The organism is Endozoicomonas sp. ALB115 (assembly GCF_049310245.1).
GTDB lineage: Bacteria > Pseudomonadota > Gammaproteobacteria > Pseudomonadales > Endozoicomonadaceae > Endozoicomonas.
In genome coordinates, this window is sequence record NZ_JBLYZG010000206.1 from 1 (window position 1) to 1,005 (window position 1,005).

General features: G+C 50.3%; 1 protein-coding gene. It reads left to right on the forward strand.

What is annotated here, in order from left to right:
* Positions 1-1,005, forward strand: a 1,005-nt coding sequence (locus tag ACO6VE_RS24660; RefSeq protein WP_422464171.1) for a calcium-binding protein, incomplete at both ends; no start/stop codon positions are given.

The window sequence follows — 1,005 nt, forward strand, 5'->3', positions numbered from 1 at the left end:
TGGCTATGACAACAGCAGCGATGAACTGACGGGCTTACAGGGCAATGATGCGCTCTATGGTTACAGTGGTGAGGACCGACTGGTTGGCGGTGTTGGGAATGATCAGCTTCAAGGTGGTGCCGGTAATGACACCTATGTAATTGCCAAGGGGGATGGGCAGGACATTATTACCGAGAACCGAAGTGGGAGTGACACCGATCGTATTCTCCTGGGTGGCGGTATATTGCCAGAACACACCTCGGTTCACCGCCATGGACAGCATCTGCTGATCACTACAGACGGCGATAGTCAGTCTATTCGAGTCAATAACTACTTCAACAGCGATGCTGCCACGAACTATGCCGTAGACACCATTGAGTTTGCAGATGGTACCCAATGGGATATCGAAACCATCAAGGGCAAAGTGATTGTTCCTACGGAAAGTAATGATGAGATTTGGGGTTATGGTTCGGACGATACACTTTCTGGTCTGGCTGGAGATGATGTGATCCGCGCCCAGAGTGGCAATGATTCTGTTGATGCTGGAGCAGGTAAGGATACCGTTTATGGCGGTGATGGGCAGGATGCTTTGGTGGGTGCCAGCGGTGCTGATCGCCTTTATGGTGAAAATGGTGACGATCAACTGGTCGGCGATGAAGGTGTAGACCAATTGTATGGCGGAAGTGGTAATGACTCTCTAAATGGTGGGCGTGGTGATGATCGTCTGGAAGGCGGAGCAGGCAATGACACCTATGTGATTGCCAGAGGTGATGGGCACGACACCATTACTGAGTATTGGCGTGGCAGTGATACGGATCGCATTCAACTGGGTGAAGGGATTTCACCGGAAAGTGTGGTGGCTCGTCGGCAAAATACAGACCTTCTATTGCACATTGGAGATGACCAGTCGGTTCGTGTTCGAAATTATTTCAACAGTGATGCGACGACCAATTACGCCGTTGACGCCATTGTGTTTGCTGACGGTACCCGTTGGGATATTGAAACGGTTAAACAAAAAGTGCTGGT